This is a genomic window from Schaalia odontolytica (assembly GCF_024584435.1).
Classification (GTDB): domain Bacteria; phylum Actinomycetota; class Actinomycetes; order Actinomycetales; family Actinomycetaceae; genus Pauljensenia.
The window spans coordinates 980,012-995,212 of record NZ_CP102197.1; the positions used below are offsets into that span (position 1 = coordinate 980,012).

Annotated in this window: 15 protein-coding genes; 1 reads left to right on the forward strand and 14 read right to left on the reverse strand. The window is 66.0% G+C overall.

Features of this window, described 5'->3' with window-relative positions:
• Window positions 1-270: 270 nt before the first annotated feature.
• From NQK35_RS04340 to NQK35_RS04350, 3 genes are read right to left on the reverse strand one after another with little or no spacing between them, the layout of a single operon-like run.
• Window positions 271-1,038, reverse strand: coding sequence for an SseB family protein (locus NQK35_RS04340; RefSeq protein ID WP_257114657.1), 768 nt, complete (start codon window positions 1,036-1,038; stop codon window positions 271-273).
• Window positions 1,035-1,760, reverse strand: coding sequence for a HisA/HisF-related TIM barrel protein (locus NQK35_RS04345; protein ID WP_257114658.1), 726 nt, complete (start codon window positions 1,758-1,760; stop codon window positions 1,035-1,037). The genes NQK35_RS04340 and NQK35_RS04345 overlap by 4 nt, the downstream gene beginning before the upstream one ends.
• Entirely contained in the window at window positions 1,757-2,404 is a 648-nt protein-coding gene (locus tag NQK35_RS04350; RefSeq protein ID WP_009211761.1) for a hypothetical protein, read from the reverse strand. The genes NQK35_RS04345 and NQK35_RS04350 overlap by 4 nt, the downstream gene beginning before the upstream one ends.
• A 90-nt stretch (window positions 2,405-2,494) precedes the next feature.
• On the opposite strand from NQK35_RS04350, the gene NQK35_RS04355 reads away from it, so the two are divergent.
• Entirely contained in the window at window positions 2,495-2,725 is a 231-nt protein-coding gene (locus NQK35_RS04355) for an RNA-binding S4 domain-containing protein (RefSeq protein ID WP_009211762.1), read from the forward strand.
• 38 nt (window positions 2,726-2,763) lie between these two features.
• Here NQK35_RS04355 and dnaE read toward each other — a convergent pair whose 3' ends face one another.
• The 11 genes from dnaE to murG form a co-directional block, all read right to left on the reverse strand.
• Window positions 2,764-6,306 (reverse strand): DNA polymerase III subunit alpha, encoded by a 3,543-nt coding sequence (gene dnaE / locus NQK35_RS04360; protein ID WP_009211763.1) that lies wholly within the window; start codon window positions 6,304-6,306, stop codon window positions 2,764-2,766.
• A gap of 164 nt (window positions 6,307-6,470) precedes the next feature.
• Complete coding sequence (locus NQK35_RS04365) at window positions 6,471-7,388, reverse strand: RluA family pseudouridine synthase (protein ID WP_034231911.1); 918 nt, start codon at window positions 7,386-7,388, stop codon at window positions 6,471-6,473.
• Window positions 7,389-7,399: 11 nt separating this feature from the next.
• A complete protein-coding gene (gene lspA / locus NQK35_RS04370) occupies window positions 7,400-7,900 on the reverse strand; it encodes a signal peptidase II (protein ID WP_009211766.1) in 501 nt (166 codons plus the stop codon).
• A 67-nt stretch (window positions 7,901-7,967) separates the two neighbouring features.
• A complete protein-coding gene (locus NQK35_RS04375) occupies window positions 7,968-8,540 on the reverse strand; it encodes a DivIVA domain-containing protein (RefSeq protein WP_009211767.1) in 573 nt (190 codons plus the stop codon).
• Window positions 8,541-8,715: 175 nt separating this feature from the next.
• Complete coding sequence (locus tag NQK35_RS04380) at window positions 8,716-9,024, reverse strand: YggT family protein (protein WP_009211768.1); 309 nt, start codon at window positions 9,022-9,024, stop codon at window positions 8,716-8,718.
• Window positions 9,025-9,031: 7 nt separating this feature from the next.
• On the reverse strand, window positions 9,032-9,484 hold the full coding sequence (locus NQK35_RS04385) for a cell division protein SepF (protein ID WP_257114659.1): 453 nt from the start codon (window positions 9,482-9,484) through the stop codon (window positions 9,032-9,034).
• An 85-nt stretch (window positions 9,485-9,569) separates the two neighbouring features.
• Window positions 9,570-10,367: a polyphenol oxidase family protein gene (locus NQK35_RS04390; protein ID WP_373567082.1), complete on the reverse strand. Its 798-nt coding sequence runs from the start codon at window positions 10,365-10,367 to the stop codon at window positions 9,570-9,572.
• Complete coding sequence (ftsZ, locus tag NQK35_RS04395; RefSeq protein ID WP_257114660.1) at window positions 10,364-11,611, reverse strand: cell division protein FtsZ; 1,248 nt, start codon at window positions 11,609-11,611, stop codon at window positions 10,364-10,366. The genes NQK35_RS04390 and ftsZ overlap by 4 nt, the downstream gene beginning before the upstream one ends.
• 127 nt (window positions 11,612-11,738) lie before the next feature.
• Window positions 11,739-12,695 carry a cell division protein FtsQ/DivIB gene (locus NQK35_RS04400; protein ID WP_257114661.1) on the reverse strand — a complete coding sequence of 319 codons (957 nt, stop codon included), beginning with the start codon at window positions 12,693-12,695 and terminating at the stop codon, window positions 11,739-11,741.
• Window positions 12,692-14,083 (reverse strand): UDP-N-acetylmuramate--L-alanine ligase, encoded by a 1,392-nt coding sequence (gene murC, locus NQK35_RS04405; RefSeq protein WP_257114662.1) that lies wholly within the window; start codon window positions 14,081-14,083, stop codon window positions 12,692-12,694. The genes NQK35_RS04400 and murC overlap by 4 nt, the downstream gene beginning before the upstream one ends.
• Window positions 14,076-15,200, reverse strand: coding sequence for an undecaprenyldiphospho-muramoylpentapeptide beta-N-acetylglucosaminyltransferase (gene murG, locus NQK35_RS04410; RefSeq protein WP_009211774.1), 1,125 nt, complete (start codon window positions 15,198-15,200; stop codon window positions 14,076-14,078). The genes murC and murG overlap by 8 nt, the downstream gene beginning before the upstream one ends.
• Window position 15,201: the final 1 nt, after the last annotated feature.

Genomic DNA, 15,201 nt, shown 5'->3' on the forward strand with positions numbered 1-15,201 from the left:
ACAGAATCCTTGTGCACGTAACGAAAAGCCTCCGTTACGCGACGCGCACGGAGGCTTCCACAACGTGTCGGCACGACAGCCGACCGTTACCCGATCCCCTGCGCTTCACCCCCGCGGGGGCGGCATCCTCTCGACGAGAGGCGGGTATCCAGGTGGGATTTCTCCGCTTGCGTTCCGGGCCAGAACCCGGACGGTCACGCCAACGATACCAGAAGCCCTAACGACACGCGAGGTCGGCCGACATTGCGCGCGTCACGCGCCCTCCCGGTGTCAGCTGAGAACGGGAACCATCTCGACTCTATCCGCGGAGGCAATCAGGCGGGCGCTATGCCCCATCGCGGCGAGGGCATCGGAGAGTTCTTCTCTCACGCTGCGTGCCCGGCCCCCTCCCTGCGCGCTCTCTCGATCGACGATCACGGTGACGCGCGTGAGTCCATCACCCGCGTATTCGACCGACAGGTCCACGATCGAGGGGCATGTGCGCCGTCCATCGGCAAGAAGCTCCTCACGCAGATCCGCATCGCGCCAGGCGGGCAGCCACTCGTCCCCCTGGGCGAGGGCAGCCACGGCCGGTCGAGGCAGGACGACGGCGTCGGTCGCAGGATTCATGATGACGCGTCCGCCCGTCTCGACGAGTGCGGCCAGTGCGATCGTGCGGAAGTCCAGGGCCATGGGGCGGTCGCCGCCGCGGTGAGCCGCGAGGTGGGCGGCCGACGAGTAGACCGCGAGCGCCTCCCCCGCGGGCGTGCGCTCTCGAACGAAGTCGATGGGGCTGTGCCCGTTTTCTCCGGCGTGGATGCCCGTCACGCGCGGGTCGGGCTCGACGTCGATGGGGACGATCACCCGCTCGAAGACGAGCGCGTCGACGAGGGCTTCCAGCCGCGTCCGTCCAGCATCGCTGCCCTCACCCACCGCCAGGGCTCGCGCGGTGCGGGGAAGCGCCTGCCCCACGTCCGATCGGTCGTGGCTCATCATCGAGAGGCGTTGGGCGAGCCGGTGTCGCTGTTCCTCGGTGATGGCTGGCCGCTTGTTCGTCATTGGTATTCCTCGTCTCCGGCGGCGGCCAGCGCTTGGCTCAGCGTGAATGCGCCCTGGTACAGGGCCTTACCGACGATCGCGCCCTCGATGCCGAGCCGGCGCAGCGCGGCGATGTCGGCCAGGGAGTTGACACCACCCGAGGCGACAATACACGCATCGGTCGCATCCGCGACGCGCGCCAGCAGTTCCAGGTTTGCTCCCCTCATCTGGCCGTCTCGGGTCACGTCGGTGACGACAAGGCGGGCGACCCCGGCCTCGTTGAGCGCGCTGAGGACCTCCCAGACGTTGCCCCCCTCACGCGAGGTGCCCCGCGCCGCGAGACGCTCTCCGCGCACATCGAGACAAACCGAGACGCGCGGGCCGAATGCGTCAATGGCATCCCGCACGGCGTCAAGGTCATCCAACGCCTGGGTTGCGATGTTGACCCGATCGGGTCCCGCCTCGAGGGCAGCCTCCACGTCGCCGCGGCTCACGATTCCGCCCGAGAGCTGGATGGCCACGTCGACCTCGTTCATCACGCGGGCGAGCAACTCATCGTTGTTGCCACGTCCGAAGGCGCGATCCAGATCCACCAGGTGCACCCAGCGCGCTCCGGCTTCCTCGAAGGAGCGGGCGACCTGCGCCGGGTCCGCCCAGGATCGATCATCGACGACGCCGGAGGAGAGGCGGACGGCCCGCCCACCCGTCACGTCGATCGCGGGCAGTAGCTCGATCCGGTTCATGATTGCTTGCGCCGGAACCAGCCCATGGGCCCGCCTCCCCGGCGCGCGCCGTCTGGATTAACCGAATCGGCGTAGTCGCACGGCGTTGTACGCCCCAGCAGCAGGTCCTCTGCCGCCGCGGGCATCGCGCCGAGGAGTAGACCGGCGGGAATCGCCTCCTCCGGCTCGCCGCCCACGTAGCGCTGGGCGGAGATCCGTCCCGACACGCCCGGTTCGACGCCGTCCCCTTCGACCAGCCAGCTCATGAGCGCCACCGCTCCGTACTTCGACAGGTTCGACACGGCACGTGCGACGCGGTCGACCGCGTCGGGCATCGGCCGCTGCCCGGTCAGCAGCGCGTCCAGCTCTTCCTCATCGGTGGGGGTCGTCTCGACACGCAGCCACACGGCCGTCCAGGGCTTGAGACGAACGATGGACTCCCGCACTCCGGTCAGCGCGAGGAGCGAGTGAAGGGCTTCCGGATACGATATCGGCGCCAAAACGAGGGCGACCGAGAGACGCCCCCCGTCCAGGTGCAGCGACTCGTCAACGGGCGTGTCGTCGGGGCAGCGCGTCGGCTCGGAACCCGCCTGCGTGCCCGACTCCCCCAGCGAGGCAACCAGGGACTGGAACTCCGCATCGATATCGTCGTTGTGAGCGCTCACCGCTCCTCCTTATAGTGTGTATCTCAGACCTAGGATACTGGTCGCGCACCCGTGCGCGCGCCGGGCGCGCCCCACCGAAAGGACACCACCGTGACGACACCAATCATTCCCGTACGCGGAGCGATCAAACTCGGACAGTTCATCAAGCTCGCGTCCCTAGCCGAGGACGGCGCGCAGGCGCGAGATCTGGTCCAGGCGGGGGACGTGCGCGTCAACGGTGAGGTAGAGACGCGACGAGGGCATCACCTGAGCGACGGCGACCTGGTCGAGGTGGACGCCCCGTGGGGGCGGGCAAGCGCCATCGTGGGATCGGCATCGTAGCCCGGGACAGGAAAGGCCCTCGCGCGGGCAGGCGCTACCTACGACTGGGAGAGGACCCCACCGGCGCCCACGACCGCTTTGATGTGGCTGAAGAACGCGCTGGTCTGTTCGACGCGAAGCTTCGGGTCAAGTTCCACCACCGTCGTGCGACCGGGTTCCGTCAGGTGCAGGCGCACCGGCGAACCCCCGGGGTACGATTCGAGGACTCCGCGCAAATCGGTGAGGAGCTCGGGCGTGCACCGAGCGGCCGGCAGGCGCAGGTCCAGCGGCAGGTCCGCACCGTCAGACAGGTCGAGAAGGGTCATCGACTGCCCGTAGATCGTCATGCCCTCCTCGCGCACATTCACCTTGCCTTCGATCTGGACGATGATGTCCTGGGCGAGGTACGTCTGGATGGACTCGTACGAGCGCGGGAAGAAGAGCACGTCCACCGAGCCCGACAGGTCCTCAATGGTGGCGATCGCCCAGGCGTTTCCCTGCTTGGTCACCTTCGTGGTCACTCCCGACACGAGGCCGGCAATCTTCACGATTCGGTCCGCCATGGCCCCTTCCGAGCCCACGACCTGCGCAATCTCGTAGTCCTGGTGGCGGGCGAGGGCCGCCTCCACGCCGCGCAACGGGTGGTCGGAGACGTAGAGTCCCAGCATTTCGCGCTCGGCAGCCAGCTTCGTCTTGCGATCAAACTCGGGCAGGTCGGGGATGTCGACCGCGAGGCCTGTCCCCGAGGACGATCCCTCGTCCAGGGCGCCAAAGAGATCGAACTGGCCGATCGCCTCGTTGCGTTTGACGTCGATGATCGCATCGACAGCCTCATCGCAGCGAGCCAGCAACGCCCTGCGTGTGTGGCCCATTGAGTCAAACGCGCCGGCACGGATCAGGGACTGGATGGTGCGCTTGTTGCACACAACCTGCGGGACCTTATCCAGGAAGTCCTGGAAGGAGGCGAAGCGTCCCTTTTCCGCGCGGGTTCCAACGATCGCGTCGACGACCGGGCCTCCCACGTTCTGAATGGCATTGAGCCCGAATCGAATGGCCTCCCCGTCAGGAGCGAAATTGCCCATCGAGGCATTGACATCCGGGGGTAGAACGGTGATGTCCATGTGGCGGCACTCCGCCAGGTACAGGGCTCGACGGTCCTTGTTGTCCTTGGTCGAGGTCAGCAGGGCCGCCATGTATTCCGTCGGGTAGTTCGCCTTGAGGAAGGCAGTCCAGTACGACACGAGGCCGTAGGCGGCCGAGTGCGCCTTGTTGAAGGCGTAGGCAGAGAAGGGAACGACGACATCCCACAGGGCCTTGATGGATTCCTCCGAGTAGCCGTTGTCGATCATGCCCTGGCGGAAGCCCTTGAACTGCTGATCCAGGACCTCCTTCTTCTTCTTGCCCATCGCCTTGCGCAGGATGTCGGCCTGTCCCAGCGTGTAGCCCGCGAGCTTCTGGGCGATCTGCATGACCTGTTCCTGGTAGACGATCAATCCGAATGTCGTTCCCAGGATCTCCTCAAGCGGCTCGGCGAGCTCGGGGTGAATGGGCGTGATCTCCTGGCGTCCGTTCTTGCGCAGCGCGTAGTTGGTGTGCGAGTTGGCGCCCATCGGGCCGGGTCGGTACAGGGCACCGACAGCGGAGATGTCCTCGAAGTTGTCGGGCTTCATGAGCTTGAGGAGATCGCGCATGCCGCCGCCATCGAGCTGGAAGACACCGAGGGTCTCACCCCGCCCCAGCAGCTCGTAGGTCTTCTTGTCGTCGAAGGAGAGGTGGTCGAGGTCCGGGTCCGGCTTGCCGTTGATCGCGATGTTCTCCAGCGCGTCGGACACGACCGTGAGGTTGCGCAAGCCCAGGAAGTCCATTTTCAGCAGGCCCAGCGTCTCGCACGTCGGGTAGTCGAACTGGGTGATGATGGCCCCGTCCTGGGGTCTCTTCATGATCGGGATAATGTCGGTGAGCGTGTGCGAGCTCATGATGACCGCACACGCGTGGACGCCCCACTGGCGGGTCAGGCCCTCCAGCCCCAGCGCGTAGTCGACGACCTCGTGGGTGTCAGGGTTCTCCTCGTAGAACTTGCGGAACTCAGCGGCCTCCGCGTAGCGCTTGTCCTTCTCGTCAAAGATGCCGTGGACCGAAATGTCTTTGCCCATGATCGCCGGCGGCAGGGCCTTGGTCAGCTGCTCTCCCACCTTGAAGTCCTTGCCCAGGATGCGCGCGGAGTCTTTGAGCGCCTGCTTGGTCTTAATCGTCCCATAGGTGACGACTTGACTGATGCGGTCTTCGCCGTACTTGCGCTTGACGTAGGCAATGACCTCGTCGCGGCGACGTTCGTCAAAGTCGACGTCGAAGTCGGGCATCGAAATCCTCTCGGGATTCAGGAAACGCTCGAAGATGAGGCCGTGTTCCAGCGGATTGAGTTCGGTGATCTTCATGGCATAGGCGACCATGGAGCCCGCGCCCGATCCGCGGCCCGGTCCCACGCGGATGCCCTGGGACTTCGCCCAGTTGATGTAGTCGGCGACGGTGAGGAAGTACCCCGGGAATCCCATCGAAATAATGACGTCTTCCTCATACTGAGCCTGCTTGCGCACGGCGTCGGGGATTCCATTGGGGAATCGATCCCGCAGGCCGCGTTCAACCTCCTTGACGAACCAGGAGGTCTTGTCTTCCCCGTCGGGCACGGGGAACTCGGGCATGTAGTTGGCCCCCTCCTTCGTCGTCGTGAATCGCACGTCGCAGCGCTCGGCGATCTCGAGGGTCGAGTCGCACGCGCCGGGCAATTCGCTCCACAGCGAGCGCATCTCCTCCGACGGGCGGATGTAGTACCCGTCTCCGTCGAACTTGAAGCGGTCGGGATCGTTGATGCGCGAACCCGAGTTGATGCACAGCAGCGCGTCCTGGATCTTGCGGTCGTCCCTCTTGACGTAGTGGGAATCGTTGGTAGCCACGAGCGGGGCGTTCATGAGCTTGGCGATGTCCAGCACCTGCTGGTGGGTGCGCCGCTCGATGTCGATGCCGTGATCCATGACCTCGACGTAGAAGTTCTCGGGGCCGAAAATGTCTCGAAGCTCGGCCGCCTCAGCCACCGCCTCGTCCCACTGGCCCAAGCGCAGCCGCGTCTGCACGGCTCCCGAGGGGCATCCGGTGAAGACGATGAGGCCTTCGTGGAACTGACTGAGGAGCTCCTTGTCGGCGCGCGGCCACTTACCGAATTGTCCATCCGTCGAGGCGTAGGATCCCAGGCGGAACAGGTTGAGCATGCCCTCGGTGCTGTAGGCCACGAGGGTCAGGTGATTGTAGGATCCACCGGCGCTCACATCGTCGGAGCGCTGCCACGGCTCCCCCCACAGGACCTTCTGACGATCGAAGCGAGACGTACCCGGCGTCACGTAGGCTTCGAGGCCGATGATGGGCTTGACTCCCGCGTTCACGCAGTTGGTGTAGAAGTCGTAGGCCCCGAAGAGATAACCGTGGTCCGTCAAGCCAATCGCTGGCTGCCCGAGCCTGGCAGCTTCCTCCGCCATTGCTTTCGTCTTCGCCGCTCCATCGAGCATCGAGTACTCGGAGTGGTTGTGAAGGTGCACGAAGGAATCAGCCATGCCACGATTCTACTGTCCGCGGCCCTGGCCCGGTCGAACAAGAGCCCCGGAAACGGTCGTTCATCTCACGGCCCGCCCCCGTACTCGCGAGGCGCGTGCTCGCCCTCGCACCAGGTTGGACCGCGGCACGGCCAGACCAGCCTGGCGCGGCGTCGGCCTTGCTCTCAGCGCCTGGAGGACCCTCCCGGGTGGCGAAGCTGCTCCAAGGCATCTCGCAGGTCGCGGGGATAGGGGCTCGACACCGTCATCGGCATGCCCGTTCGGGGGTGGGCAAAGCCGAGGCGCACGGCGTGCAGCCACTGCCGCGCCAGCCCGAGGCGCTGCGCCTGCGTGGGATCCGCGCCGTAGAAGGTGTCTCCCACGCACGGGTGTCCCACGGCGGCCATGTGGACGCGAATCTGGTGGGTACGCCCCGTTTCCAGGTGTACCTCGGTCAGCTGAGCGCCCGCCATGAGTTCGAGGGTGTCGTAGTGGGTGACGGCTCGCTTGCCGCCGTCAATGACGGCCATGCGCCACTCTCGCGAGGGATGGCGCCCGATGGGGGCGTCAATGGTTCCCGACGGAGGATCGAGGTGACCGGCGACGACAGCGTGATAGATCTTGTCGATCCTGCGTTCCTTGAAGGCTCGCTTCATGACCGAGTAGGCCAGCTCGGACTTGGCGACCATCATTGCCCCGGAGGTTCCCACGTCCAGGCGGTGGACGATGCCCTGGCGTTCGGGGGGGCCGTGGCTGGTAATGCGATACCCCGCTGCCTCGAGGTTGCCCAGAACGGTGGGTCCCTCCCAACCGGGTCCGGTATGTGCTGCCACTCCGACCGGCTTGTCGACGACAACGATGTCGTCATCGTCGTAGAGGATCTCCATGTCGGTCACGGGCGCGGGCTTGTTCTCCGGCTCGGGGATCGTCACCTCGATGATGTCGTCGGCTCCCAGGCGAGCAGACTTGTCGGCGCTCACTGCGTTGATCAGAACCAATCCAGCCGCACAGAGCTCCGCGCATCGCGAGCGCGAGAGCCCGAGCATGCGCGCCAGGGCAGCATCGACGCGCTCGCCCACGAGGGCGTCGGGCACGGGGAGCATGCGCGAGGAACTCACTGCTGCTCCTTGGTGCCTTCACGGGAGAGAGCGAATACGAGCCAGGCCGCGCCCACAACGATCCAGATGTCCGCGACGTTGCCGACGAAGGCATTGCCGTAGGCGATGAAGTCGGTGACGTGGCCGACGCCGAATCCGGGCTGCGCGGTCAGCCGATCGATGAGGTTTCCCCACGCTCCCCCCATCAGCAGGGCAATGGCCAGGAGCGCAGAAAAGCGACGGATGCGCGTCAGAAGCGCAACGAGCAAAGCGATGATCACCACGGTGATGATCGTGAGCACCCAGGTGCGATCCGCGCCGAGAGAAAAGGCGGCTCCCGAGTTGTGCACAAGCCTGAGGGAAAGCCAGTCCCCCACCAGTGGACGCGGCGCGGTGTCTCCGAGCGCGGAACGCGCCCAGAGCTTAGTCACCTGGTCGGCGGCAACGGCCAAGACACACACGAAAGCGGCCCAGAGCCACTGGATGCGGGTGAGGTGCGCGCGGGAAGAGTCAGCCATAGTTTCCTATCATAAATGACGGTGGCGACACACCAAGGGTGCGTCGCCACCGTCAGACGAAACGCGCTCAGTTCGCGTCGTTGCCCACCTCGTTGAGAAGCGACTCAAGGTGGTTGCGCAGGTTCGACCGGTACTCGGACTCGAAGGTGCGCAGGCCGTTGATCTTGTTCTCCAGCAGCTCGCGTTCCTGGTCAAGCTGAGACAGAAGAGTGTCCTTCTGCTTCTGGGCGTCGGCGATGATCGAATCGCGCTCGGCGTTGGCCTCGGCAATGATCTTCGCGCTTTGCTCTTCGCCGTCGCGCACGTACTCGTCGTGAACGCGCTGAGCGAGGGCGAGCATCGAGGTAGCGGACTCCGCGTCCTGGGGCCCCGTGAGAGACAGGGCGGGAGCTTCGGGTGCCGGGGCGGCCGCAGGGGCGGGCGTCTCGGCGGGAGTGAAGTCCGAGTTGGAGAGCTCGGCGACGCGCCGCTCTGCGGCCTCGAGCTTCTCCTTCAGATCCTGGTTCTCCACCTGGAGGGAGTAGATGGTGGAGACAACCTCATCGAGGAACTCATCAACCTCGTCCTGGTCATAGCCCTCGCGGAACTTGACGTACTGGAACTTCTTGTTGAGGACATCCTCGGTAGTGAGCAGGGCCATTTCTTCGCCTCTCGGTCGTTTCGATTGGACATGCGATTGTGGCCGCATGTCTGGACGACCGGGAAGGCCGCCCTCTGTCACGTCACAAAAATAATAACCGAAATTGTCACACTAGCAACATCCATCACGACATGAGCGGGACGAATGTGGGACCTCTCATTTCGGCGCGTGACTCCTAGTAACTCAGAAGATACAGAAGCATAGCGCAGCGTCGCGCAACAATAAGGACAAGGAACAACACCATGAAACCAACGTCAAGCGCCATGCCGCCAAGGCGCAGAGGCGGAATGAAACGTCGGATCCACCGAATGGGTGGATCGGTCAGGGCATAGAGGAGATTCGCGGCGACCAACACAATGCCCCGAGGACGCCACCCGCGCGCGAAAAACTGGACCCAGTCCATGATCACGCGCGCGAGAAGCACCATCATGTAGAAGTTCAGCAGGACGCTGAGCCCGACTCCGACGTAGCGAAGGACGATCACGAGGCCCCTAGCCCTGGTTGTAGAGAGAACCGCGACGCGCCGGGCTGGAGTCGCCCGCAACCTCGATCGACGCGGGGGACAGGAGGAAGACGCGGCTGGTCACCCTCTCGATCACTCCGTGCAGGCCGAACGTGAGTCCGGCGGCGAAATCGACGAGGCGTCGCGCCTCTTCCTCGCCCATGTCGGTGAGATTGATGATGACCGGCGTGCCGTCACGGAAGGCCTCGCCGATCGTCACGGCATCGGAGTAGGCCGTCGGATGAATCGTGACGATGCGAGTGATGTCCTCGGCGGGTTCTTCGCGCCGGATGCTGGTCAGCGTCGGTCGGGACACGGGCGTAATGTCTGCCACGGGTGTTACCTCTTCCACCTCGTCGAACTCTTCGAACTCATCGATGGCCTCCTCGGGTGAGTACCAGCCCATGAACTTACGTGCGCGCGCACCGAACGACTCACTCATTGCTCCTCCTTCATCCGTCGCTTAGGCACAACGTACAGTTACCGACGGCGATCGAGGCGCAGGAAGCCCGGCGCGTCGCAAGGAGCTACGCGTGGGAGGACCGCAGTGACTGGTCGTTTGCCGGTGACGCGGCAGCGATAACGAGCGCCTGGCGACCGCACGCCGGGTTGGCCCGATAGGAGAACAGGTCGAGCTCCTCGAGAGTGCAGCGCCCGTCACGGGTGACCTCGACCCCTCTGGCCGTCAGGAACCTGGCCGCGGCGCCGGGCAGATCGAGGGAGGGGGTTCCCCAGGAGGTGAGCGCTCGGATTCCCGGCATCCGCAGGTCGCTCGCCTCGGCCAGGTCCTCGGGAACCTCGTAGCACCCGCCGCAGATCGCGGGACCGATCAGAGCGCGGATGGGTCCTCGCGTGCGCGCGCGAATCGCATCGACGGCGCGCGCGAGGATGCCCCCCAGGAGACCGCGCCTGCCGGCGTGGACCGCTGCGACGACGCCACCGGCATCTGCGGAGAAGACAACCGGCAGGCAGTCGGCGGTTTGAACGGCGAGGCAGGGAGCACGTGACCATCCTCGGGCGTCGATGACGACGCCGTCGCAATCAACGGGACCCCACTGACCAGCCCCGTCCCGGTCGAGACGCGCACCGGAGGCGAGCACCGGTCCCGATTCTCCCGGAAGAATCGTCTCCACGGTCGTTGAGTGGGTTTGATTCATCCACACGACGCTGCGACCGAGGGCCGCGGCGAGCGCTGCGCGGCGTGTCCTCACGGTTTCCTCGTCGTCGCCGACGTGCAGTCCAACATTGCCGCATAGCGCACCGGTGCCCGGGTCCACCTCGGTCAGGTGGACCCGGGCACCGGCCCATGGCTGCAATGATATCAACGCAGGAAGGGGGGAATGTCCAGCTCTTCCTTCTCCGGCGCCTCCGGGTAGACGCGAGGAACCTCGAAGGAGCGCTCGGGCTCTGTCTCCTCGTAGTCGCTCGGTGCGGGAGCCTCGGCGGTCGGCGCACTCTCGCGCACAGGAGCGGCAACATCCAGGCGGTGCTGGGGGCGGCGCGTCGACAGCTGGTTGATCCGAGTGGTTTCCGCCGCGGGCGCCTTGGCCTCGGGCACCGCGGGACGCTGCTGCGCGACAGGGGCGGACACCCGAGCGACCGGACGCGAGCGGGTGGCATCGGTCGCGTCGTCGAAGCCGGCGGCAATGACCGTGACTCGAATCTCGTCGCCGAGCGCGTCGTCAATGACGTTACCGAAGATGATGTTGGCCTCGGGATGGGCGGCCTCACGCACCAGCTGCGAGGAGCTGTAGACCTCTTGCAGGCTCAGGTCCGACCCCCCCTGGAAGAACATCAGCACGCCGTGGGCGCCATCGATCGAGGCCTCGAGCAGCGGCGAGGAGATCGCGCTCTCGACCGCCCGCAGGGCTCGGTCCTCGCCGGTGGCAGCGCCGATGCCCATGAGCGCCGATCCCGCATCCTTCATCACCGACTTCACGTCATTGAAGTCCACGTTGATCAGGCCGGGAGTGGTGATGAGTTCCGTGATGCCCTGAACGCCCGAGAGGAGCACCTGGTCTGCCGCGCGGAAGGCGTCGAGCACGGAGATGTTGGCGTCGGAGATCTCCAGGAGACGATCATTCGGGATGACAATGAGCGTGTCGACTTCCTCGCGCAGGGTCGTCACCCCTCCCTCGGCCTGAGCCGCGCGGCGGTTGCCCTCGAAGGAGAAGGGACGGGTGACAACGCCGACGGTCAGCGCACCGGCCTCGCGGGCGATCTTGGCCACGACCGGAGCCGCACCCGTGCCCGTGCCGCCGCCTTCACCCGCGGTCACAAAGACCATGTCGGCACCCTCGAGCGCCGCAGTGATCTCGTCGATGTGATCCTCCGCTGCCTTACGACCAACGGCGGGATCAGCGCCAGCGCCGAGGCCGTGGGTCAACTCGCGACCGATATCGAGCTTCGTCTCGGCATCGGACATGAGCAAGGCTTGGGCGTCGGTGTTGACCGCGATGAACTCAACACCTTTGAGGCCAACCTCGATCATTCGGTTCACGGCGTTCACGCCGCCGCCGCCAACGCCAACGACCTTGATCACTGCCAGGTGGTTTTGCGGTGTCGCCATGGATGTCTCCCTTGCATCAAACCCTCAACCTTTAGTTGAAGGTTGATGTTTCGTGTGCTTTGTGTCGGAAAGAAGTTAGGGGTCCGCGCGTGAACCTTCAAGCCAACACGCGGGCAAAGCAGAAGACTCAACTGGTCACGGGGTGATTCGGCGACGAGACGTCGTACGTGGACGCTGTGACATTGGCCAAGAGAGTGGCCAACACCCGCGCCTTTTGCGGCGCGTCTGCACTGGTCCCCCACTTGACAACCTGACCGCCGCGCAGCGTGAAGCTGACCTGCGATCCGGTCGACGTAATGGCGGCCACCTGCGAACGGGTCCCCTCGTCCAGGGCGCCCAGAGCCGACGCGATGTCGGACGCCCCCTGGGCTCGTTCCTGCGGCAGCGTCGCGATCGGATAGGATCCCGCACCGCTCACCTGCTCAAAGGCCACGCCCTGATCGTCGATCAGCCAGTATCCGCCGCCAGACTCCTCCACGGCGACCCCCACGCGCATCGACACGGTAATGCGCAGGCTCGTCGGCCAGCGGCGCGACACCGACGCCGATCTGACCGCGACGTTGGATTCGACCGCTCGCGCAACGGCATCCGTATTCAAACGAGTCAACGGAACCCCCTCAAAGGGAGCGATCGAGGACCTGACGGCTTCGGGCGTTACGAGTGTCCCATCCTGCCCGGCGACCACGACGGAGGAGGAAGACAGGGCGAAGAGCGGCGAGAAGAAGACCGCCCACGTCGTCCCCGCGAGAACCGATGCAACGAAGAGGGCGATCACGATGCGACGCACGAGGAGCACCCGGCGCGCGCGCGAGCGTTCACGCAGCCGATCCCTCAGGTCGGTCGTGTTCTCTCCTCCCAGGAGGGAAGCCGCATCGGTGGCTGCCACCGGAGTGGCAAGAGCGTCTCGCACCGTGCGAGGCTCCAACGCCGTGCCCTGCCGGGCACGGCCTGGATCTCTCGACGTCGCTTCTTCGGGCGAGGCCTCACCGTCCTCGCTCGCGCGTGCCCCGCCCGCGTGCTCGCCGACGGGTTGGGCGGCCTGCGGGCGAGATCCCCCCGGCCGTCGCGGCGTCGGCGGCCTCATGAATCCATCCGTTTCCACTCATCGAGAACGTCCTGTCCACAGCGAGTGATCGAGCCAGCACCCATCGTGACGCAGACCCCGCCTCGCGGGGTGAGCCTCGCGGCGCGGCGAGCCGCCTCGTGCATGTCCTCCGCGTAGGAGGCACCGACAACGCGCGAGGCAATCATCCCCGAGTCGACTCCGGGTTCCGGATCCTCACGGGCCCCGTATATCCCGGCAAGAACAACGTGATCCGCTCGCGACAGGGCGCTGGCAAAGCGCTCGGCGAAGATGCGCGTGCGCGAATACAGGTGGGGCTGGAACACGACCGTGACCTCTCCTCCTGCCGCAACCACGCGGGCCTGCTCGATAGCCGCCTCGACCTCGGTGGGGTGATGCGCGTAGTCGTCGAACAGCCGGCGGCCGCCCACGGCCCCTCGCGATTCGAAGCGTCGCGCCGCACCCGCATACGTTCCCAAGCCGTCTGCCATTGCCTGTGGCTCGACGCCGCACTCGATGCCGGCCACCCAGGCGGCCGCCGCGTTGAGCACATGATGTTCGCCGGGGACCGCGAGCCTCAGGCGAGCACGGCGCGGACCCCACGCCAGCGACGCCGAGGCTCCCTCAGCGTCGACGCTCACATCGCAGATGAGGACATCGGCCTCGCACTGCGAGTGTTCCTCCCTCCCGTAGGTCACGACGCGTGCGCCGAGGCTCTTGGCGGTGTCCGCCAGACGTGCCGCGCCCGGATCCTCGGCACACGCGACCAGCAACCCACCGGGAACGAGTCGGCGCACGAACTCCACGAAGATCTCCTCGAACTCCTCGCGCGAGTGGTAGCGATCCAGGTGATCGGGCTCCACGTTGGTCACGATCTCAATCGCCGGGGAGTAGTTCAAGAACGACCCGTCGGACTCGTCGGCCTCTGCAACGAAGACCTCGCCGCCGCCCAGATGCGCTCCCGTTCCCAACTGAGGGAGCACGCCGCCGACCGCCACCGACGGATCCAGCCCGCATGCCCTCAAAGCGATCGCGAGCATCCCAGACGTGGAGGTCTTCCCGTGCGCCCCGGCCACCGCGACGAAGCGCATCCCAGAGGCAGCCAGCGCCAGGGCCTGGGAGCGATGGATGACCAGCTGTCCGCGTCGGCGCGCGACAGCCAGCTCGGGATTGTCTTCTCGGATGGCGCTCGACACGACGACGACCGCTTCGGGATCGACGTGGGAGGCATCGTGCCCAACATCGACACGCACGCCCACGGAACGCAGGTGATCGAGAACCTGCGACTCTTCGCGGTCCGAGCCCGCGACGACCGCTCCGCGAGACACCAGCAGTTCGGCAACGACGCTCATCCCCGCTCCGCCGACGCCGATCAGATGAAAACGATCCTGAAGGCTCGGCTCACTCATGTTCGCCCTTTCTTGCCTGCTCCATGATTAACTCCGTGAGGGCACCCGCCGCCCCCGCGCGTCCCAAAGACCGCGACGCCGCCGCCATGTCGGAGAGCCTGGTCGATCCCAGCAAACCGAACACGTTGGACGAGACGAAGTCCGCGGTGAAATCCTTGTCGTCGATGAGCTGAGCGCCGCCGACGCTCACGTGGTCGGCGGCGTTCAAGCGCTGCTCGCCGTTGCCAATCGGCAACGGCACGTACATGCACGGCAGTCCCAGGGCCTCCATCTCCGCCACGGTCCCGGCCCCCGACCGGCACACGACGAGGTCCGCCACCGCCAGCGCGTCCTCCATCGTCGTCAGATAGTCGATCACGTGCCACCGTGCCGTCAGCCCGGCCTGCTCGATGGCCGCGCGCACGGGAGCATCCTTGCCGCGTCCGGTCAGGTGAATGACCTGCACACCGTCGGGAAGCGCCCGCGCAGCCTCCGTCATCGACTCGTTCACGTGTTGGGCGCCCAGGGAGCCTCCCGTCACGAGGAGTGTGGGAGCCTCGGCATCGACACCGAGGCGCTGCGCGGCCTCACGGCGAGCACGCGCAGCGCCATCGTGCTCCCGCCGACACGCGGCCAGCTCCGCGATAGCGGCGCGCAGGGGTAGACCCGTGACGACCGTGCGTCCACTTCGAGCGGCGAGCGGCGTTGAGGGGAACGTCAGAGCCACCACCGCTGCATGGCGAGCCCCCACCTTGTTCGCCAGCCCGGGTCTCGCGTTCTGCTCGTGAATGACGATGGGCACCCCGGCTCGCTTGGCCGCGATGTAGGCCGGGGTCGACACGTAGCCGCCGAATCCGACGAGGACATCGGCCCCCTCCAGCGCCTGCGAGCACCGCTTCACCGCGTCGGCGAAACGCGCGGGAAGCGTGAAGAAGGCCAGGGAGGGGCGCCGGGGAAGCGGCACGCGAGGTATCTCGACGAGAGGAAAGCCCGCCGCAGGAACCAGGTCGGACTCCAGCCCCGCCCGGGTCCCCAACACGACGACGTCGGCGCCTTCCTCGCGCAGCTGCGTCGCAGTCGCCAGCAGCGGATTCACGTGACCGGCGGTCCCGCCGCCGGCCATCACAACCTTGACCATG

Coding starts and splice junctions, on each gene's coding strand:
- NQK35_RS04340 (WP_257114657.1), bottom strand. CDS start 1,038: ATGACGAACAAGCGGCCAGCCATCACCGAGGAACAGCGACACCGGCTC.
- NQK35_RS04385 (WP_257114659.1), bottom strand. CDS start 9,484: ATGAGTGAGTCGTTCGGTGCGCGCGCACGTAAGTTCATGGGCTGGTAC.
- NQK35_RS04400 (WP_257114661.1), bottom strand. CDS start 12,695: ATGAGGCCGCCGACGCCGCGACGGCCGGGGGGATCTCGCCCGCAGGCC.
- murG (WP_009211774.1), bottom strand. CDS start 15,200: ATGGTCAAGGTTGTGATGGCCGGCGGCGGGACCGCCGGTCACGTGAAT.
- NQK35_RS04365 (WP_034231911.1), bottom strand. CDS start 7,388: ATGCTCCCCGTGCCCGACGCCCTCGTGGGCGAGCGCGTCGATGCTGCC.
- lspA (WP_009211766.1), bottom strand. CDS start 7,900: ATGGCTGACTCTTCCCGCGCGCACCTCACCCGCATCCAGTGGCTCTGG.
- NQK35_RS04375 (WP_009211767.1), bottom strand. CDS start 8,540: ATGGCCCTGCTCACTACCGAGGATGTCCTCAACAAGAAGTTCCAGTAC.
- NQK35_RS04345 (WP_257114658.1), bottom strand. CDS start 1,760: ATGAACCGGATCGAGCTACTGCCCGCGATCGACGTGACGGGTGGGCGG.
- murC (WP_257114662.1), bottom strand. CDS start 14,083: ATGAGTGAGCCGAGCCTTCAGGATCGTTTTCATCTGATCGGCGTCGGC.
- ftsZ (WP_257114660.1), bottom strand. CDS start 11,611: ATGGCGACACCGCAAAACCACCTGGCAGTGATCAAGGTCGTTGGCGTT.
- dnaE (WP_009211763.1), bottom strand. CDS start 6,306: ATGGCTGATTCCTTCGTGCACCTTCACAACCACTCCGAGTACTCGATG.